The sequence below is a fragment of the Acidovorax bellezanensis genome (assembly GCF_025421555.1).
GTDB classification, from domain to species: domain Bacteria; phylum Pseudomonadota; class Gammaproteobacteria; order Burkholderiales; family Burkholderiaceae_C; genus Comamonas; species Comamonas bellezanensis.
Window position 1 is genome coordinate 43,814 of record NZ_JAODYH010000006.1, and the last position, 21,926, is coordinate 65,739.

Here is a 21,926-nt window from a genome sequence, read left to right on the forward strand (position 1 = left end):
GCGACTGCCGCCGAATCTTGTTGTTGGAATGGAATCAATCTATGCAATTCGCCGAGCGCCTGAACAATGTGGAGACTTCCGCAATCCGTGAACTTTTCAAGTTGCTGGGCAAGCCGGGCATCATCAGCTTCGCCGGTGGCTTTCCCGACAGCGCCCTGTTTGATGTCGATGGCATCCGCGCCGCATCCGAGCGCGCCCTGACCGAAGAGCCCGGCGCCGCACTGCAGTACGGCGCGACCGAAGGCTACCAGCCGCTGCGCGAGCAACTGGCCGGCTTCATGGCCGGCAAGGGCGTGACGGACGTGGCCCCCAGCGACTTCCTGGTCACCACGGGCAGCCAGCAGGCCTTGGACCTGCTGGGCAAGACCATGCTCGGCCCCGGTGACAAGGTCATCGTCGAAGGTCCGACTTTCCTGGCCACCATCCAGTGCTTTCGCCTCTACGGCGCCGAAGTGATCAGCGCCCCGGTCGATGACCAGGGCGTGAACACCGAAGCGCTGGAAAAGCTCATCGCCGAGCACAAGCCCAAGATGGTCTACCTGATCCCCACCTTCGGCAACCCCAGCGGCGCCACGCTGACTTTGGCGCGCCGCAAGAAGGTGCTGGAGCTGGCCGTGAAATACCAGACGCTGGTGGTCGAAGACGACCCTTACGGCGACCTGTACTTCGGCGAAGCACCGCCGCCCAGCCTGCTGGCGCTGTCGGCCCAGGTGCCGGGCAGCCGCGCTTGGCTGGCGCATTGCGGCAGCCTCAGCAAGGTGCTGAGCCCCGGCCTGCGCATTGGCTGGCTGGTGGCTCCGGAAGCGCTGCGTGAGCGGGCCGTGATGTGCAAGCAGTTCAGCGACGCCAACACCAGCACCTTTGCCCAGGCCACGGCCGCCCAGTACCTCAAGGCCGGCCATATGCCCGCCACGCTGGCCCAGGTGCGCAAGGTCTATGCCGAACGCGCCCAGGCCATGGGCGACGCGCTGCGCAAGGAATTGGGCGATGCGATCACTTTCGTCGCGCCCCAGGGCGGTCTGTTCCTGTGGGTGAAGCTCACCGGCGCGCGCGGCCAGTTGCAGGATGCGAATGTCTTCGCCCAGCGCGCCATAGCCAAGGGCGTGGCCTTTGTGCCGGGCACGCCGTTCTTTGCACAGAACCCGGACAACGCCACCTTGCGCCTGTCGTTCGCGACGGCCGACGTGGCCAAGATCCAGGAAGGCGTGGCCCGTCTGGGTCAGGCCCTCGCGGCTTAAGCCATGTCGGACACGCAAACCAGTGATGCGCTGCACAGGGCGCAGGAACGCATCACCGAGCTGGAAATCAAGTCCAGCTATGTGGAAGACACGCTCGATCAGCTCAATATGACGATTTACCGCCAGCAGCAGCAAATCGATGCGCTGATCGCCGAAGTGCGGAATCTGCGGCAGCAGGTGCCGACGGATGGGGGTGGGGGCGGGCGCAATCTGCGCGATGAATTGCCTCCGCATTACTGAGGTTTTTCCTGAAGCAGGGGGCAGTTTTTACGACATGCCGTTGCCACGGGCTGGGGCCGGGTCTCGGCCCGGCGGCCGACCTACTTTCTTGTCGCGCGACAAGAAAGTAGGCAAAGAAACGCGCCCTGCTGTCTGCGTCCCTGCGCGTCGTTCCGGGCAACCTGTCGTGCTCGGTCACGGGCTGCACCGTAGAACTCACTTCGCGCCAAGGCGCTACGTTCGAACAACTACGGTGAGTCAGATCACGCAGTCGGTGTGTCCTGCGGCACACCGACCAGCCCGAGCCCTGTGCGCGTCAGGCGCAGCCAGAAGGGGGGGCGGGATAGCTTCGTTTGGTGTGAGCGGCGTGTACCGTTGCTGGCGGAGGGCGCCGCTAGACGCAGCAGAGTGCCCGAGATGACCACCCCCCGCCGCCGCCGGGCCGCACCTCGGCGCAAGATGGATCTGGGGGGCTCCGCCCCCCAGCGCGGCTACGCGAAGCGAGCAAGCGTGGGGGCCCTATTCAGGCACCTTGTTGGCAATGGTCTTCATCTTGCCCAGGAACAGGCGCAGGAAGAACAGGCCCATGCCAATGATCAACAAGATGGAAATCAGGCTCATCAGGCCGTAGTCGGTCGAAAACAGGTCTATCCACAGTTTCATTGCATCGCTCCAGTCTGGCCGGGTGAGGGTACGGCGCCATGCGACAACTATCACCGCGGATGCCCTGCGGGGCCTTGCGCCAGATCAAGGGCCAGGGCTTCTGCCCTTGGGCGCTTCATCCGGCAGGGGCTGCAACAGGCCGGCCGCGGCCGTGATCACGCAATGCGTGAGGCGCTGCAGCCCGGCTTGGGCATTGCGCGCATGGGCCCAGTACAGCGGAATGTCCACGCCCGTGTCCGGCCGTATTTCCACCAGCGTGCCGTTGTCGAGGTGGCGCTGGATCAGCAGCGTGGGTTGCATGGCCCAGCCCACACCGGCTTCGCAGGCGCGCACGAAAGCATAGGCCGAAGGCAGCCAGTGCTTGGGGGGCGCCTGGCGCGAGGCCAGGCCCTGGGCGTGCAGCCATTTGTCATGCATGCTGTCCTTGCGGTCATAGCTGAGCATGGGCGCGCGCGCCATGGCTTCGGGCGTGACGCCCTGTGAGAAGTGCTGCTGCATGAAGGCCGGACTGGCGGCGGCCACGTAGCGCATGGAGCCCAGCGGCCAGGTGTTGCAGCCGGTGATGCTGGTCGATGTGGCCGTGACGGCCGCCATGACTTCGCCTTGCTTGATGCGCTGGGCCGTGTGGTCCTGGTCGTCGATGCTGATGTCCAGCAACTCATTGCCGTCGCGCGTGAAAGCCGCCATCGCGTCCATGAACCAGGACGACAGCGAATCGGCGTTGACGGCCAGCTTGAGCGTCGGGGGCATGTGCTGGCCGTCGGGCATCAGCGCCGGATTGGTGCGGCGCAGTTCGTTTTCCAGCAATGCCACCTGCTCTGCATGCAGGCACAGCCGGCGCCCGGCTTCCGTGCCCGTGCAGGGCTGGCCGCGCAGCACCAGCACCTGGCCCAGGCGTTCTTCCAGCAGCTTGATGCGCTGCGAAACCGCCGAGGAGGTGATGTGCAGCTTGCGCGCTGCCCGTTCAAAGCTGCCTTCGCGCACCACGGCGACCAAGGCTTCCAGTCCTGCGTAGTCGAGCATTCAGTTTGCCTTAAGAGGTGTCATAGGATTTAATTTTACTTAATATCCTGCCCCGTCCACAATTTCCCTTATGTGGACTACGACTATCTCTTCTTCCTGGGTTGCGGGCTTTACCGTGTGCCTGTCGCTGATCATCTCCATCGGCGCGCAAAACCTCTATGTGCTGCGCCAGGCGGTGCAAGGCCGGCATGTGCGGGCCTGCGTGGCCTGGTGCGTGGTCAGCGACGCGCTGCTGATTGCGGTAGGTGTGGCCGGCATGTCGCAGCTGATCGCGGGCGCGCCGGAAATGGCCTATTACCTGTCGGGCGGCGGTGCGCTGTTCCTGCTGGCATACGGTCTGTATGCGTTATGGCGTGTGGTGTTTGCGGCCGACGTAGTGCCGCATGGCGCGGGCGTGGCGCAGCGCGGGCTGCTCAGCGTGCTCAGCACCCTGGCCGTGATCACCCTGCTCAACCCCCATGTCTACCTGGACACCGTGCTGCTGGTCGGCAGCATAGGCGCGCGCCAGGAAGGGGCGCTCAAAGCGGTGTTCGTGGCCGGAGCGGCCTGTGCCAGCCTGGTGTGGTTTGTGCTGCTGGCGCTGGCCGGCCGGCGCATGCAGCACTGGTTTGCCCACCCGCTGCCCTGGCGCGTGCTCGACGCCTTGACGGGCGTGATGATGCTGGCGCTGTCGTGGTGGGTGTGGACGGGAATGAACACCCCCTGAGCCGCTTCGCCGGATGGCCGGCCCCGCCTTCCCCCTCTCAACCTTCGGTGGAGGGGGACGGCAGCCTCGGTGCGGCGCGGCCCTTCCTCGCTGCCCCTTGCTGGGCCGCGCCAGTTGCGCAGGCAATGGGCTTTGGGAGCGCTGAAAAAAGCCCCTCTGGGTTTCAGGCCAGTTGCGCCAGTATTTCCAGCAGGCCCCATTGGTTGCACTGGACCTGGTAGTGGCCGCTGGTGCCGCGCTTCTGGCTCTGGCCTTCGATCACGATCACATGGCCCATGGCCTTGGCGACCGACAGGGGGCGGATCTTGTCGTATTGGTTGGCTTCGGCCACATCGCCGCGAAACAGCAGCAGCGCGGCGTTGGCATCGGGTTGGCCGTATTTGCGCTCGTACAGCTCCAGGGTCTTGTCACGCGTGACTTCGTTCAAGCCGATGCGGACGGCCTTTTCAAGGGAAAGGGCTGGGGAAGGGGACAGCGTATCTTCAGACATGGAGAAATCCTGTGGGCCGAGGGCAAAATGCCGTCTGGAAAAATGGGATCAAGCAGACGATGGCGGCTATTTCACCATAGGCGACACGAGTTGTGTTGCATCCACTTACACATTTACATATTTTTGAGGCCAGACCGTTTTGCGGCGCCCACAAAAAAGCGCTGCCAGGCAGCGCTTGATTGGGGTGGGGCAGGCCGCGCTCAGAACGCCGGAACGACCGCGCCCTTGTATTTTTCCTGCAGGAACTTCTTCACGTCTTCGCTGCGCAGGGCTTGCATCAGCTTGGCGATGGTCGGGTCGTTGGCGCGGTCCTGGCGGGCGACCACGATGTTGGCGTAGGGCGAGTCCTTGCCTTCGATGAACAAGGCGTCCTTGGTGGGGTTGAGCTTGGCTTCGATGGCGTAGTTGGTGTTGATCAGGGCCAGATCCACGTCCGCCAGGGCGCGTGGCAGCAAAGGCGCTTCCAGTTCCTTGAACTTGAGCTTCTTGGGGTTCTTCACCACATCCATCGGGGTCGGGGTCAGGCTCTTGGGGTCCTTGAGCTCAATCAGGCCCTGCTTGGCGAGCAGGATCAGGGCGCGTCCGCCGTTGGACGGGTCGTTGGGGATGGCCACGGTGGCGCCGTCCTTCAAATCCTTGACGTTCTTGACCTTGCTGGAGTAGGCACCAAACGGCTCGACATGGACCTTGCCGTTGGGCACGGCCACCAGGGAGCTCTTGCGGTCCTTGTTGTAGCTGTCGAGGTAGGGCTGGTGCTGGAAGAAATTGGCGTCGAGCTGCTTGTCTTCCACGGCCGCATTCGGCTGGACGTAGTCGCTGAATTCGCGCACCTGCAGATCAATGCCCTGCTTTTTCAGCACGGGCTTGATGTGGTTGAGGATTTCGGCCTGGGGCACGGCAGTGGCCGCGACCTTGAGCACCACGTCGGCCGCGTGGACCGTCAGGGCCAGGCTGGCGAAGGCAAGAGCAGAGAGGGTTTTCTTCAACATACAAAAGGCTTTCTTGGATGGGAATGGCAACAAACGACCTGCGCCTCAACCAGTGAACCTGCAGCGCAGCAAGCCTCTAGTCTAGTGGCGCGCAAGCCGCATGAAAACCAGGAATGCAATTCTGGTTATAAGAATGTGGTTTTTTATGCAAATATGCAGTTTTTGATGCCTGCGGTAGTCCGGCCCGGGCTCGCCGCGGAGAAATGGCGCTTTCCCCTGATAATGCGGCCAGGCGTCGATCGGGTGGTGAGACTTCACTTCCCGGTGGCGCCCAGATTCGAAGGTGTTCGACAAGCAGGTGCGCTGGGCTTCAAAGTCTCGCAATTCCTGCGCTGCCCCCGCAACGGTAGGCGAAATCTCAGGTCCTCAGGCTGGCCCATTCATGGCTGGCAGTCACTGCGTCGATGTATGGCGTGGGAAGGCGAGGGCTGAGTCGGAGTGCTCTAAAGAGCCCGCCGGCGTTTCGCAAGCCCGGATACCGGCCTTTGTGATCGCTTCGGACGCCGCGGGAGTGCGCATGTCTGGGCAGGTGGGCGGCTGGCTTGTGCGTGGCCGCCAACTTGCCCCCTGGCTGCGTGCACTGCGGTGGGTATTGATCTGTGCGTTTCGCGGGTGAGCGAAGCGCACGTTTGAAATCTTCGCATGCACTCCTTTGTCAGTTCGTGGCCGACACGCGGCCGCGCCGCTTCGTCTTCGCCCTCTTTTTCCGCGTACTCCATGGCCGCCTTGCGCCCGGGCTTTCGCTTGCAGCGCTCGGCCGCACTGTGCCTGCTGGCCTGCGGCGCGGCGCTTGGCGGCATCGCTCCCGCCGCCGCGGAAGTCACGGGGAATAAAAATCCCCAGGCGCTGGAGGATGTGTTCGTCACGGCCACGGCGCGTCCCGAAGACCGTTCGCGCATCGCCGCCACCACGCAGACCATAGACCGCGCGGAAATAGAGCGCTCCTCGGCGCGTTCGGTCACGGACCTGCTGGCCGAGCATGCGGTCGGCTTTCTGAGCGAATGGACGGCCGCCCAGACTTCGCTGAACCTGCGCGGCGCCTCCACCGACGGCCAGGGCCGCGACTACCGCAGCCAGGTAGCGGTGCTGCTCAACGGGCGGCGCGCGGGCACGGCCAATCTGTCCAAGCTCAGCCTGTCGGATGTGGAGCGCATAGAAATCGTGCGCGGCCCGGCCTCGGTGGTCTACGGCAGCCAGAACATGGGCGGGGTGATCAACATCATCCTGCGCACCGGCGCCAGCGGCGGCGGCAATCGCGTGTCCGCCGTGGGCGGCAGTGCGGGCCTGTGGCGTGCCGATACGCAGCTCAGCGGTGCCAATGAGCAGTGGGACTGGTACATAGGCGCGAACGTGGGCGGGCGTGACGATTACACCTCGGGCAGCGGTGGCTCCGAGATGACGAACACCAGCTACAAGCGCCGCGGCGCGACCGGCGCGCTGGGCTGGCAGCTCGCCGATCTGCACCGCCTGGAATTGCAGTTGCGCACCGACGGCATCTACAACGCCGGCTTTCGCGGTTCGGGCGCCAACATCTACAGCCGTGACAACCGCTACAACCAGTCGGCCGATCTCAAGTACGAGGGCGCCTTGCCTGGCCAGCGCGTGAGCTGGCTGGCGCATCTTTATAGCTTCACCGATGTGGACGAGTTCAACTGGGCCTCGCCGGTCATCAAGTCGGGCGTGAATGCCGTGCCCGGCACGGCGCGCGACTACAACATCCGCAAGCTCGACGCCACCGGCTTGCGCCTGCAGCCGCGCCTGCGCCTGAGCGATTCCAACGACTTGCTGCTGGGCTTTGACTACGAGAAAAACCGCCTGCGCTCGGACCGCGAACGCAGGGCCATGCCGGGCGGCCCCGCAGGCCAGGTCGCGCCCTACGACAACAACCAGACCGAGCACACCCATGCGCTGTACCTGGAAGATGCGCAGAACTTCCTGGGTGACCGCGTGACGCTGCGCGCCGGCGTGCGCAAGACCTGGGGCGAGACGCGTTTCGACCAGACGCCGAACGTGCCCATGGCCGTGACCACGACGCGCGATTACGACAAGCTCACCTGGTCCACCGGCGCGACCTGGAAAGTCACTGACGCCTGGGCCTTGCGCACAGGTGCCTCCACCGGGTTTCGCGCGCCCACGGCGAGCGAACTGTCGTCGGATTTCACGGCCGTGGGCGGCGGCCGCATCTTTGGCAATGCGAATCTCAAGCCGGAATCGAGCCGCCAGTTCGAAGTGGGAACCAGCTTCAGGCAAAGCGCCTGGAAAGTCGACGCCGCGCTTTTCCAGAACACGATTTCCGACCGCATCATCACCGTCTCGCGCGGCCCGGCGACGAATACCTCGGACTACGCTAACAACAGCGCCGACATCGTGGCGCGCGGCCTGGAGCTCAGCGCCCACGCGGACGTGGGCAAGCTGCTGGGCGCGCCGCTGGCCGGCCATACGCTCACGGCATTCGGCAACGGCTACTACCACTTCGAGATGAAAGACAAGGGCGCGGCCGCTTCGCTCAACACCGACAAGGTGCAGCGCATGTACCGCTATGAAGCCGCTTTCGGCATGCGCCTGGCGCGCGGCATGGACCGCAATGCGGGCGACTGGAATGCGCAGCTGACGGCGCTGCTGCGCGGACCGATGTGGTACGACACGGAAGAGAACCTGCTCATCCCGCGGGGCGAGCCCAGCAGCACTTTCATCCACCGCAAGGGAGCGTTCACGGTCTGGAACCTGCGTGGCGAGTACCGCCTGAGCCGCGGCGTGAAGCTGTTCGCCGGTATCAACAACCTCTTCAATCTCAACCGCCATCCCATCTTCATTGCCCAGGACCAGCGGCCTTGCATCGCCAACCCTATCTTCCAGAACGGCGGCTGCGGGACCTCGATGCCGGGCCGCGAATGGATGGCCGGTCTGCAGGCCGAGTTCTGAGCGCGACCATGCGCCCACTAGGCGGCAGCTTCCCCATGCTCCCACGGCGCGGCTTGGTGCGCGCCGGTGGGGGCCTGGCTTTGGCCACGCTGCTGCCCGGCGCGCGCGCGGCCGCGCCCATAGCGCTGCGCGATGCCCTGGATCGCCCCGTCGTGCTGAGCCGGCCGGCGCAGCGCATCGTGACGATTTTTTCGTCCAACACCGAGCTGGTGGCATCGCTGGGTTTGCTGGAGCGCATCGTGGGCGTGGAGGAGTACACGCGCTTTCCCGCGCAGGCTGCCGCGCTGCCCAAGGTCGGCGGGCGCCTGGGTTTTTCGGTGGATGCGGTGGTCGCGCTGCGCCCGGATCTGGTCATCGTCACGCCCGCGCGCCAGGCCGCGAACCAGCTGGTGGACCCGATGGAGCGCATAGGCGTGCCGGTCATGGTGCTGCTCAGCCGCAGCCTGGAGGAAGTGATGGACAACGTGCTGCGGGTCGCGCAGGCCGCGGGGGTGGAGGCGCGCGGCAAGGCGCTGGCGGCTTCGCTGGCGCAGCGCCTGCGGGCCGTGGACCGGCAGATGGAAGGCCGGATCGCGCCGCGCAGCCTGATGATCACCGGGCGCATGGGCAACGGCATGCTGCTGGTCGCGCGCCCCGGCACCTATACCAGCGAAGCCATCGTGCGCGCCGGCGCCCGCCACGCCATGGCCGACATCGGCACGTTGGCCCAGGTCTCGCCGGAGGCGGCGCTGGCGGCCGACCCCGATGTGCTGCTGTTCGCGGGCACGCAGGCCGCGCTCGATGAGCTCACAGGCCGTCCCGGCTGGCGCGACATGCGCGCCGTGCGGGCAGGCCGCGCGATCACCGTGTCGCGTTCCGAATTCCTGATTCCCGGTCCGCGCACTTTCGATGGCATCGAATCCCTGGCGCGCTGGATCACGCAGAAAGGGCAGGGATGAATCCCTCTGGAAAAATCTGGTGGCCTGCATTCGCGGTGCTGGGCTTGAGCATTCTGCTGGGCGTCTGTGCCGGCCACCAATGGGCCTCGCCGGCGGACATCTGGGCCGCGATCACCGAGCGCGACACGCTGCGCAGCCGCCTGCTGTGGGAGTGGCGCATGCCGCGCGTGTTTGCCGCGGCCTGCGTGGGCGCGCTGCTGGGGCTGTCCGGCGCCGTGTTCCAGGGCGTCTTTCGCAACCCGCTGGCCGAGCCCTATCTGCTCGGCGCTTCGGGCGGCGCGGCCTTGGGCGCGACGATTGCGCTGCTGGTGCCCCTGGGGCTGCCGCAGTCCTGGCTGCTGCCGGTGCTGGCCTTTGGCGGCGCCTGGGGCTCGACGGTGCTGGTGCTGGGCGTGGCGCGCGTCGCCGGCGCGCTCGATGCATCGGGCATGCTGCTGGCGGGCGTGGCCATGGCCGCCATGCTGGGCGCGATCCGCTCGTTTCTGATGCTGGCGCTGTCCGACGAAACCGTGAGCCTGCAAGTCGTCATGAGCTGGGTGCTGGGCGGCATCCAGACGCCGACCTGGAGCGGCCTGGGCTGGCTGGCCTTGATCACGCTGGCCTGCATGCTGGGCACGCAGACGATTGCGCGCGGCCTGGACCTGCTGGGGCTGGGCGACTCCACGGCCCAGTCGTTTGGCCTGGATGTGGCGCGCTTCGTGCCGCGCGCCGTGCTGCTGGGCTCGCTGGTGGTCGCGGTGGCCGTGGCCTACGGCGGGCTGGTGGCTTTCGTGGGGCTGGCCGCGCCGCACATCGCGCGCTGGTGGGTGGGCCCGCTGCACCGCTGGGTGCTGCCGACCAGCGCGCTGGCCGGGGCGATCGTGGTGACGCTGGCGGATGCCATCGCGCGCAGTGTGCTGCCGCCGGCCGAAGTGCCGCTGGGCCTGGTCACGGCCGTGGCCGGCGGGCCGTTCTTCATCCTGCTGCTGGCGCGCCGCCTGCGCGCCTACGCAGGCCGCGCATGAGCGACAACAACGTCATGCTGGGCGCTGTCGATCTTTCGCTGGCGCGCCAAGGCCGGCGCCTGCTGGACGGCATTTCCCTGGCGCTGCCGGCACGCGGCGCGGTGGCGCTGATCGGGCCCAACGGCGCGGGCAAGTCCACCTTGCTGAACCTGCTGGCCGGGCAGATGGCAGCCGACCACGGCGCCGTGTCGCTGCAGGGCCGGCCGTTGCAGGCCTTCAGCGTGCGCGAGCGGGCACTGCGCATCGGCTATATGCCCCAGCGCTTCGAGCCCCATTGGGACGTGACGCTGGAAGACCTGGTGCGCATGCGCGTGCCGGGCCTGGGATCGGCTGAGCAGGTGCTGGCACAGGCCGATCTGCAGACCCTGGGCCCGCGGCGCTGGAGCACGCTTTCGGGCGGCGAGCGCGCGCGAGGCATGCTGGCCGCGGTGCTGGCCGCCGATCCGCCCGTGCTGCTGGCCGACGAGCCGGGCGCGGCACTCGACGTGCAGCACCGCCTGGCGCTGGTGCAGGCGCTGGCGCTGCGCGGACGGGACAGACTGGTGGTGGTGGCGATGCACGATCTGGACCTGGCGTTCGAGCGCTTCGATCGCGTGATCGTCATGCATGGCGGCCGCGTGGCCATGGATGGCAGTCCGGCGCAACTACTGCACCAGCCCCAGCTCGACGAAATTTTCGGCGTGCACTTCGAGCGCATTGCCGCGCCGCCCCACATCTTGCTGCGCGCGCGCAGCAGGCCACAGGAGACAGCGACATGATGCGTATCGACATTGCCGGCTGGACGCGTGAAGCCATGGCCGGCGATCCCAAGGCGTTCAGCGCGATTTTCGAGAACGCGGACCGCTGGGGCTTTGACGGCGTGTGGTTCAGTGAATTCCGCCTGCCGCAGACCGACTGGCAGTATCCCTCGCCCTTGCTGTTCGCGGCGGCGCTGCTGGCGCGCACCGAGCGCTTGCGCGTGGGGACGGCGGTGCTGGTGCTGCCCTTGCACCATCCGCTGATGCTGGCCGAGGAAATCGCGCAGCTGGATTTCCAAAGCGGTGGCCGTATCGACGTAGGCATAGGCCGCGGCACGGAGCCGGCGTCATTGGAATGCCTGGAAATCGACCCGGCCAGCACGCGCGAGCGTTTCGAGCAGGGCGCGCGCATTCTGCGCGATGCCTTGCGCGGCGAGACGGTGGCGTCGACGGGGGAACTGTGGAATTTTGCCTCGCGAAAATTGATGTCGCTGCCCGTGCAGCGCCCGCATCCGCCGATCTACGTCGCGGGCTCGACACCGGAAACCCTGGGCTTTGCGCTGGCCGAAAACCTGCCCTTGCTGCTGAGCCTGGAGCCGCCGGAAAGCGCGCAATTGGAGCGCCTTGCAAGCGTTGCCCGGCAGCAAGGCGGCGACGCCCAGGCGCTGCTGGCGCGTTCGTCGCTCGCGCGCTATGTCTGCATCGGCGCCAACGAAGCGCAGGTCGCGCAGCAGCTCGATGCGCTCTGGGAAAAGCTTTACGCGCGCCGTGTCCACTTTGCCGCCAAGCGCGGTGTGGCCGCGGCCGACGTGCCGCCCATCGATAGGCAAAAGGTGCTGCGCGAGCAATTCATCCACGGCACGCCAGAACAATGCCATGCGCAGATTCGCCAGTTGCAGGCAGACACCGGCATCGGCAGCCTGCGCTGCATCTTCAATGCCAACGGCCTGTGGAGCAACGGCGCGGCGCTGACCGCGATGGCGCTGTTTGCCCAGGAAGTCCTGCCGGCCTTGCACCAGGAAGTCCGCACACCGCTGCATGCCTGACAATGCCGGCATGGACTCAGAACAACTCCAGCGCCTGTTGAGCGTGCAAATGCCTTACGGCAAATACGCGGGCCGCTGCATTGCCGACCTGCCCGGCAACTACCTGATGTGGATGGCGCGCGAAGGCTTTCCGCGCGGCGATCTGGGGCGCCTGCTGGCGCTGATGTACGAGCTCGATCACAACGGCTTGTCGCACTTGCTCGATCCACTGCGCAGGTCGCCGCCGCAGGCCTAAGCCTTGCGGGCCGGGCGCCGCAAACGCCGCCAGCCCATGACCACGCCGGTCGCGCTCAAGGCCAGGCCGCCCAGGCTCAGCGTCAGCAGCGTGATATCCCACAGCGGGCGCCGCTCCAGCAAGGGCAGCCAGTCCCAGCTGTGCAGCATGGCGAACAGCCAGCGCTTGGTGCGCTGGCGGCTGTCCAGCCGGCCGAGCACGCTGCCCGTGTGCGGGTCCAGATGGACCCAGGTCGCATGGGGATCGTCGAACACGATGCGCCAGATCGGCAGCGGCCTGTCGCTGCCGCCCATCATGCTGTGGGCTTCGCGGGCGTAGTAATACAGGTCGTAATCGAGCAGCGTTTCCATGCGCGCCACGGGGTAGGGCAGCAGACGTGCGGCCGCGGCCCCCAGGGTTTGCGGGGCCAGGGCCAGCGGCTGGGCGGTGCGGCCGTCGAGCAGCATGGGCTGGCCGCTGCCGATTTGCGCGAACGCGGTGGTCTTGCCGAGCACGGGGGCCCAGCGCAGCTCGCGCACGGATCCTCCTGCCGCGGTGATCAGCGCCTGGGGCGTGGCGTCCTGCACGCCGAAGACCAGCGGTCCGCCTTGCAGGGCGCTGGTCTGCAGCGGTGGCGCTCCGCTGTCGAAAATGCGCCAGGGGTTCATGGACATCAGGCCGCTGAAGATCCAGGTGATGGTGACCAGCGCGAACAACAGGCCCGTGACATGGTGCCAGCGCAGCATGCTGCCGCCCGCATAGGGCGAGCGCGAGCCGCTGCGGTAGGTGCGCGTGAAACGCCAGCGCAGCAGCCCGACGGCGGTGCCCGCCAGCGCGACGGCAATGCCGGCGATGGACAGGGCGTTGACGATGTCGCTCCAATAGGCATCGAGCGCATTGCCGCGAAACGGGTAGAGCCAGTGGATCCAGGCGCCGGCGTAATTCCAGAGCCGTTCGCTGCGCGTGGCGTCGCGCACCACTTCGCCGGTCTGGCCGGAGATGTACAGCCAGGTCTTGTCGGCATCCGGCAACTCCACGCGGTGCAGCGGACGGTGGGCGTCCAGCCCGCGCGAATGGGTGAAGGCGTCTTCGTCCAGACTGCCGAGATAGAGCGGATCCGCACCGCTGCCCCCATAGGCGGCGGCGCTGGCCAGCGCCCAGGCGGCGTCCACCGGAGGCAGGCGCTCGCCGCTGGTGGCATCGATGACCGTTGCGCGGCTGCCTTTCGTGGCCGAGGGCGTGACGAAGTAGACCGCACGTCCACCGCTGGCCGCGGCCAGGCGCAGCTCCTTGAGCGGGCCGCTGATGCCTGCCCGGTCCAGCGCCTGGGCCGGACCCAGCAGCGGCGCCGTGGCGGCCAGGGGCGGCAGGTGCTGCAGCCGCTCGGCGGGCGTGAGCTTGGGGTAGCCCACGTACATCATCACCATGCCCGAGAAGAACCACATGGCAAAGAAAGCGCACAGGGCGATGCCCAGCCAGCGGTGGGCCAGGTACAGCCAGCGTTTAGGGTGAAAGCGCATCATCAATAAGTCACGCGTAGCGTGAGATCGGCGGTGCGCGCCGCACCGAGATAAGCCATGGTGCTGGTGACGTTGGACGCGTACAGCCGGTTCGTGGCGTTGCGCACCCGCGCCACCACCGACACATTGCGCTGGACCTGGTAGCTCAGGCCCAGGTCGAGCAGCGTGTAGGCGGGCCAGTTCTGTGTGTTGGCGGCGTCGGCATAGACCTTGCCGACATGGCGCAGGCCGGCGCTGGCCTGCCAGGCGGGCGAGAAGGCGTACGAGGTCCAGAGGTTGGCGACCAAGGCGGGGGTGTTGGTCGGCGTGCTGCCGGCCAGCGATACGCCGCCTTGGCGGAAGTTGTCATAGCGGGCGCGCACGAAGCTGACATTGCCCTGCAGGGACCAGGCGCGCGTGGGCTGCAGGCCCAGGGCCAGCTCCAGGCCCTGGGACGATTGCTCGCCCACGAGCACGGTGAGGGTGGAGTTCTGCGGGTCCTGCGTGGCGATGTTCTTGCGCGTGATGCGGTAGGCCGCCACGGTGGCCGTGCCCTTGCCGCTCCAGAAGTCCAGCTTGCTGCCGACTTCGATCTGGCGGCCGGTGGTCAGCGCGCTGTTGTTGCGCACATCGGCGAACGAGGCCGTGGAGAGCACGCCCGACGGTGGGTCGGCCGCCGTCGCGTACTGGGCATAAAGGTTGGCGCCCGGCGCGAAGTCCCAGACCAGGCCGATGCGGCCCGTGGTCGGGTGGTAGCTGCGCTCGAACGTGGCGGGGCTGGCGGCGGTGACTTCGCGGCGGTTGGTCAACTCCAGCGCAATGCGTTCATGGCGCAGCGCCGTGAGCAGTTGCAGCGAAGGCGCGATGGCCGTGCGGTTTTCCGCGTACAACGCCGTGGTGACGATGCGGTTGTCGCGGTCGGGGTTGAAGCCGGGCGCCATGCCGGGAATGTCGAAGAAGTTCTCCGTGCGGAAGGCATAGGGGTTCACCGTGCTCACCGTGGCCGGCAGGCTGTTGGGAAAGCGGGTCTGGCGGTTGAGGCTCACATCCAGGCCGAAGGCCCAGTCGCTGCGCCGCCCGAAGAGCTGTCCCTGCTGCGTGGCTTCCATGCGGTTGCCGATCAGCTGCTGGTCGTGGCGCTGCAGGAAGGCGGCCGAGCGGATGACGGCGCTGTTGTTGGCGTTGAAGCGGTAGCTCTCGACGTTGCGGTAGTCGCGCAAGGCATCGTAGGCGTAGAAAGTGTTCTTGAACTGCAGCGCGTCGTTCACGCGCCAGTCGCTGATAGAGCGCAGCCACTGCACGCGCTGGGCGTACAGGCCGTCGGCGCTGTTGTAGTTCTTGAAGCGCGTGTCTTCGTCGATGCGCAGCGTCCCCTTGGCCGGGTTGAGCAGGGGCGTGCCCCAGTAGGGGCGGTCCACGTTTTCGTTCTGGTACTCATAGGCCAGCGTATGGGTGAAGCCGTTGCCCAGGTCCGACAGCAGCGAGGCGGCCAGCTGGGTCGCGCGGCTGCGCGTGCCTTCGGTCCAGCTGTCCGCGTCCTTGTGGTTCAGATCCAGCCGCAGGAAATGCGCGTTGGCGCTGTCCGCGGCGATGCGGCGGTTCAAGCCCACGGACGCCTCCTTGAGGCCATGGCTGCCCAGGCGCAGCTGGGCTTCGGAGAAATCGTGGCGCTCGGGGAGCTTGGTGATGTAGTTGATCGTGCCGCCGACGCCGCCCGCGCCGTACAGAAAACTCGAGGCCCCGCCTATGGCTTCCACCCGGTCGTAAATCCAGCTGTCCACGGGGCGCGCGGCGATGCTGTACTGGACGTTGATGCCGTTGAACAGTTGGCTGAGCGAGCTGGCGCTGAACCCCCGGTAGCTCACGCCGATGTTGCCGGGCACGCTGTGGGCCGTGACGCCGGGAATGGCCTGCAGGATGTCCTGGGTGCTTTGGGCACCGCGCGCTTCCATGGTGGCGCGGTCCACCACGGTGACGCTGGCCGGCGTTTCGCGCGGCGTCAGGCCCAGGCGGCTGGCGGTGGCGGCGGGCGTGTCCAGGGGCAGCAGGCCGTTGGCCTGGGGCGCGGCGCCTTGCACTTCGACCGTGGGCAGGGAGGCCGGGGAGTCCTGTGCCTGCGCAGCGAAGGCAACAGTGGCGAGGGCGGCGGACAGGGCGGTAGCCAGGGGCTGGCGGCGATGGGGCGAAAAAAGCTGCGTCATGGAATTCTTGTTTTCACGGGGCGAAAGCGCTGGCCGCGCGGCAGTGCCGCATGGCCGGCCTTGGCCATGGGCCATGGGGTAGTAGGGGATCGAAGGGGGAGGTTCGCGCTGCGGGGTGCAGCGACGGCACGCCAGGCACGCGTGCGCGTGGCCAGGCAAGGTCAGCAGGGACGGAGCCGGCGGGGGCTCAGGCGCGCGTGGGGGGGCCGCGGGGCGGCAGCGGCGCGCCGACAAGGGCGGCGATGCGCGCAGAGACTACGGGCTGCAGCGCCCGGCCCAGCGGTTGCGGCTGGGCGAAGAGTTGCGCCGTCTGCTGCGGCGGCGGCGCATTGGCGCTCAGGCACAGCGGGCAGTCCAGGCTGTGCTGTCCGTTGGCTGTGACCTGCTGGCCGTCGTCGCCCACGACGATCATCTTCATGCCGCCGCTGGCCGAGCAGATCATTTCCATGGTCTGCGGACTCACGAAGGGCGAAGCCACGGCGATTCCCAGCGTCAGGGCGAACCACACCATGACCAGACGGGCCAGGGAGATGGAGTTGCGCAGGATTTGCATGACGGCACATTATGGCGCGCTGCCCGGGCAGCATGTGCGAATCTGCCTACAAACAACAACGGAGCCCTGGGGCTCCGTTGCGTGGGTCAACCAGGGCCGGGACAGGCCCGGACTGGATGGCTTACTTGACCGCGGCGCGCGCGGCTTCTGCCTTGGCCTTGGCGGCATCGGCCTTTTTCTGCAGCTCGGCCGCTTCGGTTTCGGCGGCCTTGGCTTCAGCAGCCTTGGCTTCGGCGGCCTTGTCGCCCGAAGGGCCGGCAATGGCGTTGCCCACCATGCTGCCGGCAACGGCGCCGACTGCGGCAGCGCCCAGCGTGCCCATCATGCCTGGGCCACGGGCCGGAGCGGCAGCAGCAGCGGGTGCAGCGGCCGCGGGGGCGGCTGCTGCTGCAGGGGCGGCAGCGGGAGCGGCTGCCGCTGCAGGCGCGGCGGGCTTGGCTGCGGGAGCTGCTGCTGGCTTGCCGATGCTGGCCGGGCGAACGGACTTGCCGCCACCCATGCGCTTTGCATGGGCCAGGCTAGGCGCGAGCAGCGCAGCAAAGGTCAAAGCAAGCACGGAGGCAGTGGTGCGGTAAGAGATGTTCACAAGAAATTCCAAATGAAAAGTCGACAAAAAGTGTGACCCATGCGGGCGCCAGGCCTGCTGCGCGCAGCAGTCAGGCCATTGGGTTCACCGTCTCTACATGGGGGGACTGCGCCAGAATGCAAGCGCGGCCGGGGCGAGAAGCCCAGGCGCGCAAGGTGGCGCAGGGCGCCCGCGTGGAATAAGTCGTTTTTGTGCGGGTGCTTGTTTATTCTAGGGGCCAAGCTAAAGACCTTGGCCCAGCGCTCAGCGCAGGATTTCCAGCAGCCGGTCGAGGCCGCCCTGGTTGATCGCGATCTGGGCTTCGGCGCGCACGCGGGGCTTGGCGTGGAAGGCCACCGACAGGCCGGCGGCGCCCATCATGGGCAGGTCGTTGGAGCCATCGCCCACGGCAATGCACTGCGCGGGCGCGATGCCCAGCAGCGAGGCCACTTCCAGCAGCGTGCGGCGCTTTTCCGCGCCGTCGCAGATCTCGCCCCAGGGCTGTTCGATCAGCTTGCCGGTGAGCACGCCCTTGTCCATGGCCAGCATGTTGGCGCGCACGAAGTCGATGTTCAGCAGACCGCGCACGTACTCGGCAAAGTAGGTGAAGCCGCCCGAGACCAGCAGCACCTTGAGGCCGGCCCGCTGGCAGGCCTGGACCAGGGTTTGCGCGCCCGGCGAAAGTTGCAGGCGCTCGTCGCGCACCTGGGCCATGTCGGCCTCGGTCACGCCCTGGAGCAAGGCCACGCGCTGGCGCAGGCTTTCCTTGAAGTCGGTGATCTCGCCGCGCATGGTGGCTTCGGTGATGGCCGCGACTTCGGCCTTCTTGCCCGTGGCGTCGGCGATCTCATCGACGCACTCGATGGTGATCAGCGTCGAATCCATGTCGAAAGCGATGAGTTTGTAATCGCTCAGCAGCAAAGGGGCGGGGGTGCGCTGGACCATCAGGCCAGGGGCAAATTCGGTAGCGGCGCTCATGTGGGGCGGAGGAAGGGGATAAAAAAAGAGCCCCTGCGCGCAGGCAGGGGAGCTGGGCCTGCATTATCCCCCCGGCCGGCGCTTTTGCAGGCGGGTGGTTTACCGGACGCCGGGCGAAGTCGGGGCTGCGACCGGCGTGCCGATCTGGCCCGCGGCGCCGGCCCGGCTTTCCTCCTGCTCGGCATGCCAATCCAAGGTCAGCGTAAGCGCAGCCACCGCCAGGCTGGCCACAGCGTAGGCGAGGGCGGGAATCAGGCGTTGAAGCAGCATGGTCAGCTCCGCAAGAGATCAGAAACAGGCGATTTGCCTGTAAAGGATCTAGCAAGCTCTGTGCCATGTGCGGGCCCCGAGGCCCAGGGCCCTGCGCTTAAGCCGCCAGCGTCTCGGCCTTGAGCGGCTGGCCCAGGCTTTTGAGCACGTCGCGCACCAATTGGGCGCGGGCCATGGGGTCGGGCAGGGCGCGTTCTATGCGCAGCTTCTCGTTGCCGGCCAGCTTGATGTGCTTGTTCTTCTGGATCAGGCTGATGATGTTCATCGGGTCGATAGGCGGCTGGGGCTTGAAGCTGATGTGGATCACGCCGGGCGCCGCATCGACCTTCACCACGCCATAGGGCTGGCTCAGCACGCGCAGGCGGTGCACGTCGATCAGCGTCTGCGCCTGGGGCGGCAGCTTGCCGAAACGGTCGACGATTTCTTCCAGCAGGTTGTCGATCTGGTCGGTGGACTTGGCCGTGGCCAGCTTCTTGTAGAACGACAGGCGCAGGTGCACGTCGCCGCAATAGCTGTCGGGCAGCAGGGCCGGTGCATGCAGATTGATGTCGGTGGCCACCGACAGCGGCGACAGCAGGTCGGGCTCCTTGCCTTCCTTGAGCGAGCGCACGGCTTCGGACAGCATTTCGTTGTACAGCTGAAAGCCGACTTCCATCATGTTGCCGCTCTGGTTTTCGCCCAGCACTTCGCCCGCGCCGCGGATTTCCAGATCGTGCATGGCCAGGTAGAAGCCGCTGCCCAGCTCTTCCATCTGCTGGATGGCGTCGAGCCGCTGCTGGGCCTGCTTGGTCAGGCTTTCGATGTCGGGCACCATCAGATAGGCATAGGCCTGGTGGTGGCTGCGGCCCACGCGTCCGCGCAGCTGGTGCAGCTGGGCCAGGCCGAACTTGTCGGCGCGGCTGATCAGAATGGTGTTGGCGCTGGGCACGTCGATGCCGGTCTCGATGATGGTCGAACACAGCAGGATGTTGTAGCGCTGGGCGACGAAGTCGCGCATCACGCGCTCGAGCTCGCGCTCGGGCATCTGGCCGTGGGCCACGGCAATGCGCGCTTCGGGCAGGATTTCCTCGAGCTTCTGGCGCCGGTTCTCTATGGTCTCGACTTCGTTGTGCAGGAAGTAGCACTGGCCGCCGCGCTTGAGTTCGCGCAGCACGGCTTCGCGGATCACGCCCGTGCCTTCGTTGCGCACGAAGGTCTTGATCGCCAGGCGGCGCTGGGGCGCGGTGGCGATCACGCTCAGATCGCGCAGGCCTTCGAGCGCCATGCCCATGGTGCGCGGAATGGGCGTGGCGGTGAGCGTCAGCACATCGACTTCGGCGCGCAGCGCCTTCATCTGCTCCTTGTGGCGCACGCCGAAACGGTGTTCCTCGTCGATGATCAACAGGCCCAGGTTGTGGAACTGCGTGGATTCCGACAGCAGCTTGTGCGTGCCGACCACGATGTCCACCGTGCCGTCGGCAATGCCTTTGACGGCTGCGGTGATTTCCTTGCCCGAGCGAAAGCGCGAGACTTCGGCGACCCGGATGGGCCATTTGGCGAAGCGGTCGACCAGCGTGCGGTAGTGCTGCTCGGCGAGCAGCGTGGTGGGCGCGAGCAGCGCCACCTGCTTGCCGCCCGTGACGGCCACGAAGGCCGCGCGCAGCGCGACTTCGGTCTTGCCGAAGCCCACGTCGCCACAGACCAGTCGGTCCATGGGCTGGGGGCTGATCATGTCCTGGATCACGGCGTGGATCGCGGCCTTCTGGTCGGGCGTTTCCTCGAAGCCGAAATCGTTGGCGAAGGTCTCGTAGTCCTGCGGGCTGTAGCGGAAGGCATGGCCTTGGCGCGCCGCGCGGCGGGCGTAGATGTTGAGCAGCTCGGCGGCCGAGTCGCGCACCTGTTCGGCGGCCTTGCGCTTGGCCTTTTCCCACTGGTTGCCGCCCAGCTTGTGCAGCGGAGCGTCTTCGGGCGACATGCCGGTGTAGCGGCTGATCAGCTGCAGCTGGCTCACGGGCACATACAGCACGGCATCGCCGGCGTAGGCCAGGTGCAGGAATTCCTGCAGCGCGGGACTGCCGTCGGGATTTTGCTGGCCCACGTCCATGTTGATCAGGCCCTGGTAGCGGCCTATGCCATGCTGGCTGTGCACCACCGGGTCGCCGATCTTGAGCTCGGACAAGTCCTTGATCAGCGCTTCGACATCGCTGACCTGTTCCTGCTTCTTGCGCCGGCGCGTGGTCGGCCCGGCCGCGAACAGCTCGGTTTCGGTGACGAAATCAATGCCTTGCGTCGCCCAGCGAAAGCCGGTGGCCAGCGGGGCCGTGGCGATGCCGACTTTTTCCGTCGTGTCGGCCTGGAACTCGGCCAGCGAGTCGAAGGCCGGCGGGTTGAGCTGCGACGCGCGGAAGAAGTCCAGCAGGCTTTCGCGCCGGCCGTCACTTTCGGCCAGCAGCAGCACGCGCTGGGGCGTCTGGCGAATATGGGCGTGCAGGCGTGACAGCGGGTCGTCGGCGCCGCGCACCACGGACAGGTCTTCCAGGGTCTGGAAATCGCTCGCCTCGGCGCTGGCTTCGGCCGCGCCTTCGGCGGGCGGGCGCACGGCCAGCTGCGCATAGGGCTTGGCACGCAGATAGAACTGCTCGGCGCTGAGGAACAGCGACTCGGGCGGCAGGGCCGGGCGCTCGGGGTCGCCCTGCACCAGGCGGTAGCGGTCCTTGGTGTCCTGCCAGAAGCGCTGGAAGGCCGGTTCCAGATCGCCGTGCAGCACCACGGTGGCCTGCTCTCCCAGGTAGTCGAAGACCGTGGCCGACTCCTCGAAGAACAGCGGCAGGTAGTACTCGATGCCGGCCGTGGCCACGCCATTGCCCATGTCCTTGTAGACCCGGCTGCGCGTCGGGTCGCCTTCGAGCAGTTCGCGCCAGCGGCTGCGAAACAGCGCGCGCGCGTCGTCGTCCATGGGGAACTCGCGCCCGGGCAGCAGGCGCACTTCGGGCACGGGGTAGAGGCTGCGCTGGGTGTCGGGGTCGAAGGTGCGGATGGAGTCGATTTCGTTGTCGAACAGATCCACCCGGTAAGGCACGGCCGAACCCATGGGGAACAGGTCGATCAGGCCGCCGCGCACCGCGTACTCGCCGTGGCTCACCACCTGCGAGACATGGGAATAGCCGGCCAGCGTGAGCTGGGCCTTGAGCTTGGCTTCGTCGAGCTTTTGCCGCACCTTGAAGTGGAAGGTGTAGCCGGCCAGAAAGCTCGGCGGCGCGAGCCGGTACAAGGCCGTGGTGGCGGGCACCAGCACCACGTCGGCGCCGGTCGCATGGTCGTTCTGGCTGATGCGCCACAGCGTGGCCAGGCGCTCGCTGATCAGGTCCTGGTGCGGGGAAAACGTGTCGTAGGGCAGGGTTTCCCAGTCGGGAAACAGTGCGCAGCGCAACTCCGGCGCGAAGAAGGCCAGCTCTTCCATCAGCCGCTGGGCATCGCCGGCATCGGCGGTGACGATGGCCGTCACGCGACCAGCGGCCTTTTCGCGGGCTCCCACACGGGCCAGCAGCAGCGCATCGGCGCTGCCCACGGGGCGGGGGAGGGTGAATCGTTTGCCGGGGGTGAGTTTGGGCAGTTCCATGCGGTAAGTGGTTGGCGCCGAAGATGTGGTCTCAATAGGCTTGGCGCCGGTCAAGCCGGAAGCAGCAATTCTA

The 21,926-nt window shown here is 66.8% G+C and carries 20 protein-coding genes and 1 riboswitch; of the genes, 9 read left to right on the plus strand and 11 right to left on the minus strand.

Annotated features, from left to right (window positions below; genetic code table 11):
• The first annotated feature begins 41 nt into the window (after positions 1-41).
• Together N0K08_RS13655 and N0K08_RS13660 are read left to right on the plus strand one after the other, a co-directional pair.
• On the plus strand, positions 42-1,238 hold the full coding sequence (locus tag N0K08_RS13655; protein ID WP_261500942.1) for an aminotransferase-like domain-containing protein: 1,197 nt from the start codon (positions 42-44) through the stop codon (positions 1,236-1,238).
• A gap of 3 nt (positions 1,239-1,241) precedes the next feature.
• On the plus strand, positions 1,242-1,478 hold the full coding sequence (locus N0K08_RS13660) for a SlyX family protein (protein WP_261500943.1): 237 nt from the start codon (positions 1,242-1,244) through the stop codon (positions 1,476-1,478).
• 498 nt (positions 1,479-1,976) lie between these two features.
• On the opposite strand, the gene N0K08_RS13665 is transcribed toward N0K08_RS13660, so the two are convergent.
• Complete coding sequence (locus tag N0K08_RS13665) at positions 1,977-2,120, minus strand: DUF3149 domain-containing protein (RefSeq protein ID WP_213301719.1); 144 nt, start codon at positions 2,118-2,120, stop codon at positions 1,977-1,979.
• 84 nt (positions 2,121-2,204) lie between these two features.
• Complete coding sequence (locus tag N0K08_RS13670) at positions 2,205-3,143, minus strand: HTH-type transcriptional regulator ArgP (RefSeq protein ID WP_261500944.1); 939 nt, start codon at positions 3,141-3,143, stop codon at positions 2,205-2,207.
• A gap of 70 nt (positions 3,144-3,213) precedes the next feature.
• Between N0K08_RS13670 and N0K08_RS13675 the strand changes: the two genes are divergently transcribed.
• Positions 3,214-3,849: a LysE/ArgO family amino acid transporter gene (locus N0K08_RS13675; protein ID WP_261500945.1), complete on the plus strand. Its 636-nt coding sequence runs from the start codon at positions 3,214-3,216 to the stop codon at positions 3,847-3,849.
• A gap of 163 nt (positions 3,850-4,012) precedes the next feature.
• On the opposite strand, the gene N0K08_RS13680 is transcribed toward N0K08_RS13675, so the two are convergent.
• Positions 4,013-4,339, minus strand: coding sequence for a hypothetical protein (locus N0K08_RS13680; RefSeq protein ID WP_261500946.1), 327 nt, complete (start codon positions 4,337-4,339; stop codon positions 4,013-4,015).
• Between the two features lie 200 nt (positions 4,340-4,539).
• Positions 4,540-5,328, minus strand: coding sequence for a MetQ/NlpA family ABC transporter substrate-binding protein (locus N0K08_RS13685; protein ID WP_261500947.1), 789 nt, complete (start codon positions 5,326-5,328; stop codon positions 4,540-4,542).
• A 264-nt stretch (positions 5,329-5,592) separates the two neighbouring features.
• Positions 5,593-5,829: riboswitch (cobalamin riboswitch) on the plus strand.
• A gap of 216 nt (positions 5,830-6,045) precedes the next feature.
• Between N0K08_RS13685 and N0K08_RS13690 the strand changes: the two genes are divergently transcribed.
• Genes N0K08_RS13690 through N0K08_RS13715 form a run of 6 tightly spaced genes read left to right on the plus strand, consistent with a single transcriptional unit; the run spans position 6,046 to position 12,210 of the window.
• Complete coding sequence (locus tag N0K08_RS13690; RefSeq protein WP_261500948.1) at positions 6,046-8,250, plus strand: TonB-dependent receptor; 2,205 nt, start codon at positions 6,046-6,048, stop codon at positions 8,248-8,250.
• 8 nt (positions 8,251-8,258) lie between these two features.
• The gene (locus N0K08_RS13695; protein WP_261500949.1) at positions 8,259-9,188 is read left to right on the plus strand and encodes an ABC transporter substrate-binding protein; all 930 of its coding nucleotides are present in this window, start codon (positions 8,259-8,261) and stop codon (positions 9,186-9,188) included.
• Positions 9,185-10,192, plus strand: a complete 1,008-nt coding sequence (locus tag N0K08_RS13700) for a FecCD family ABC transporter permease (protein WP_261500950.1) — start codon at positions 9,185-9,187, stop codon at positions 10,190-10,192. Before N0K08_RS13695 ends, N0K08_RS13700 begins: the two co-directional genes overlap by 4 nt.
• Positions 10,189-10,950 (plus strand): ABC transporter ATP-binding protein, encoded by a 762-nt coding sequence (locus tag N0K08_RS13705; RefSeq protein ID WP_261500951.1) that lies wholly within the window; start codon positions 10,189-10,191, stop codon positions 10,948-10,950. Before N0K08_RS13700 ends, N0K08_RS13705 begins: the two co-directional genes overlap by 4 nt.
• Positions 10,947-11,975 carry an LLM class flavin-dependent oxidoreductase gene (locus tag N0K08_RS13710; RefSeq protein ID WP_261500952.1) on the plus strand — a complete coding sequence of 343 codons (1,029 nt, stop codon included), beginning with the start codon at positions 10,947-10,949 and terminating at the stop codon, positions 11,973-11,975. The genes N0K08_RS13705 and N0K08_RS13710 overlap by 4 nt, the downstream gene beginning before the upstream one ends.
• Positions 11,976-11,985: 10 nt before the next feature.
• The gene (locus N0K08_RS13715) at positions 11,986-12,210 is read left to right on the plus strand and encodes a DUF3820 family protein (RefSeq protein ID WP_261500953.1); all 225 of its coding nucleotides are present in this window, start codon (positions 11,986-11,988) and stop codon (positions 12,208-12,210) included.
• Here N0K08_RS13715 and N0K08_RS13720 read toward each other — a convergent pair.
• The 7 genes from N0K08_RS13720 to mfd all read right to left on the minus strand — a co-directional run bounded on the left by N0K08_RS13720 (position 12,207) and on the right by mfd (position 21,853).
• Positions 12,207-13,709, minus strand: a complete 1,503-nt coding sequence (locus tag N0K08_RS13720) for a PepSY domain-containing protein (protein WP_261500954.1) — start codon at positions 13,707-13,709, stop codon at positions 12,207-12,209. The genes N0K08_RS13715 and N0K08_RS13720 overlap by 4 nt on opposite strands.
• Positions 13,710-13,711: 2 nt before the next feature.
• Positions 13,712-15,889: a TonB-dependent receptor gene (locus N0K08_RS13725; RefSeq protein WP_261500955.1), complete on the minus strand. Its 2,178-nt coding sequence runs from the start codon at positions 15,887-15,889 to the stop codon at positions 13,712-13,714.
• A gap of 187 nt (positions 15,890-16,076) precedes the next feature.
• Complete coding sequence (locus N0K08_RS13730) at positions 16,077-16,442, minus strand: DUF2946 family protein (protein ID WP_261500956.1); 366 nt, start codon at positions 16,440-16,442, stop codon at positions 16,077-16,079.
• 121 nt (positions 16,443-16,563) lie between these two features.
• Entirely contained in the window at positions 16,564-17,055 is a 492-nt protein-coding gene (locus N0K08_RS13735) for an ABC transporter substrate-binding protein (RefSeq protein ID WP_408642954.1), read from the minus strand.
• 216 nt (positions 17,056-17,271) lie between these two features.
• Positions 17,272-17,985: a phosphoserine phosphatase SerB gene (serB, locus tag N0K08_RS13740; protein WP_261500958.1), complete on the minus strand. Its 714-nt coding sequence runs from the start codon at positions 17,983-17,985 to the stop codon at positions 17,272-17,274.
• A gap of 99 nt (positions 17,986-18,084) precedes the next feature.
• Positions 18,085-18,255 carry a hypothetical protein gene (locus tag N0K08_RS13745; RefSeq protein WP_261500959.1) on the minus strand — a complete coding sequence of 57 codons (171 nt, stop codon included), beginning with the start codon at positions 18,253-18,255 and terminating at the stop codon, positions 18,085-18,087.
• A 97-nt stretch (positions 18,256-18,352) separates the two neighbouring features.
• Positions 18,353-21,853: a transcription-repair coupling factor gene (gene mfd / locus N0K08_RS13750; RefSeq protein WP_261500960.1), complete on the minus strand. Its 3,501-nt coding sequence runs from the start codon at positions 21,851-21,853 to the stop codon at positions 18,353-18,355.
• Between the last annotated feature and the right edge of the window lie 73 nt (positions 21,854-21,926).

What these genes read in the sequence shown, in the direction of transcription:
- N0K08_RS13655 (WP_261500942.1), top strand. Translation starts at nt 42, where the DNA reads ATGCAATTCGCCGAGCGCCTGAACAATGTGGAGACTTCCGCAATCCGT.
- N0K08_RS13660 (WP_261500943.1), top strand. Translation starts at nt 1,242, where the DNA reads ATGTCGGACACGCAAACCAGTGATGCGCTGCACAGGGCGCAGGAACGC.
- N0K08_RS13665 (WP_213301719.1), bottom strand. Translation starts at nt 2,120, where the DNA reads ATGAAACTGTGGATAGACCTGTTTTCGACCGACTACGGCCTGATGAGC.
- N0K08_RS13670 (WP_261500944.1), bottom strand. Translation starts at nt 3,143, where the DNA reads ATGCTCGACTACGCAGGACTGGAAGCCTTGGTCGCCGTGGTGCGCGAA.
- N0K08_RS13675 (WP_261500945.1), top strand. Translation starts at nt 3,214, where the DNA reads ATGTGGACTACGACTATCTCTTCTTCCTGGGTTGCGGGCTTTACCGTG.
- N0K08_RS13680 (WP_261500946.1), bottom strand. Translation starts at nt 4,339, where the DNA reads ATGTCTGAAGATACGCTGTCCCCTTCCCCAGCCCTTTCCCTTGAAAAG.
- N0K08_RS13685 (WP_261500947.1), bottom strand. Translation starts at nt 5,328, where the DNA reads ATGTTGAAGAAAACCCTCTCTGCTCTTGCCTTCGCCAGCCTGGCCCTG.
- N0K08_RS13690 (WP_261500948.1), top strand. Translation starts at nt 6,046, where the DNA reads ATGGCCGCCTTGCGCCCGGGCTTTCGCTTGCAGCGCTCGGCCGCACTG.
- N0K08_RS13695 (WP_261500949.1), top strand. Translation starts at nt 8,259, where the DNA reads ATGCGCCCACTAGGCGGCAGCTTCCCCATGCTCCCACGGCGCGGCTTG.
- N0K08_RS13700 (WP_261500950.1), top strand. Translation starts at nt 9,185, where the DNA reads ATGAATCCCTCTGGAAAAATCTGGTGGCCTGCATTCGCGGTGCTGGGC.
- N0K08_RS13705 (WP_261500951.1), top strand. Translation starts at nt 10,189, where the DNA reads ATGAGCGACAACAACGTCATGCTGGGCGCTGTCGATCTTTCGCTGGCG.
- N0K08_RS13710 (WP_261500952.1), top strand. Translation starts at nt 10,947, where the DNA reads ATGATGCGTATCGACATTGCCGGCTGGACGCGTGAAGCCATGGCCGGC.
- N0K08_RS13715 (WP_261500953.1), top strand. Translation starts at nt 11,986, where the DNA reads ATGGACTCAGAACAACTCCAGCGCCTGTTGAGCGTGCAAATGCCTTAC.
- N0K08_RS13720 (WP_261500954.1), bottom strand. Translation starts at nt 13,709, where the DNA reads ATGCGCTTTCACCCTAAACGCTGGCTGTACCTGGCCCACCGCTGGCTG.
- N0K08_RS13725 (WP_261500955.1), bottom strand. Translation starts at nt 15,889, where the DNA reads ATGACGCAGCTTTTTTCGCCCCATCGCCGCCAGCCCCTGGCTACCGCC.
- N0K08_RS13730 (WP_261500956.1), bottom strand. Translation starts at nt 16,442, where the DNA reads ATGCAAATCCTGCGCAACTCCATCTCCCTGGCCCGTCTGGTCATGGTG.
- serB (WP_261500958.1), bottom strand. Translation starts at nt 17,985, where the DNA reads ATGAGCGCCGCTACCGAATTTGCCCCTGGCCTGATGGTCCAGCGCACC.
- N0K08_RS13745 (WP_261500959.1), bottom strand. Translation starts at nt 18,255, where the DNA reads ATGCTGCTTCAACGCCTGATTCCCGCCCTCGCCTACGCTGTGGCCAGC.
- mfd (WP_261500960.1), bottom strand. Translation starts at nt 21,853, where the DNA reads ATGGAACTGCCCAAACTCACCCCCGGCAAACGATTCACCCTCCCCCGC.